Annotated in this window: 1 protein-coding gene; it reads right to left on the reverse strand. The window is 61.7% G+C overall.

All coding sequences use genetic code 11. From position 1 onward, the window contains the following. Positions 1 to 360 (reverse strand): MBG domain-containing protein (locus tag HMPREF2716_RS02215; protein ID WP_141762301.1); only part of this gene is annotated, 360 nt, incomplete at both ends.

The following is a 360-nucleotide window of genomic DNA, read 5'->3' on the forward strand; positions in this document are numbered from 1 at the left end:
CCTGGTTGATGCCATACACACCCACGTTCTCGCCTGCGGCGCGGTTCAACCCACCGGTCAGGATCGAACCGGCGGTATCACCGTTCTTCAGGCCGCTGACCTGGTAGGTCAGGCTCGGATCGGCATCGCCGTAGACCTTGGTCTTGGCGTCGGCGATCACATTCAGCAGCGCCTTGGTGATGGTCAGGTTGTTGCCCTGGTAAGCCAGGTCATAGTTACCGCTGACCAGACCCAGGCCACCCTGCTGAATCGCATAGTTGCCTACGTTTTCGCCGGAGACACGAACCAGGCCGCCGCCATTGAGCACCGCGCCAGCGGTATCGCCATTCTTCAGGCCGCTGACCTGGTAGGTCAGGCTCG

It is taken from the genome of Pseudomonas sp. HMSC076A11 (assembly GCF_001810205.1).
Lineage (GTDB): Bacteria > Pseudomonadota > Gammaproteobacteria > Pseudomonadales > Pseudomonadaceae > Pseudomonas > Pseudomonas aeruginosa.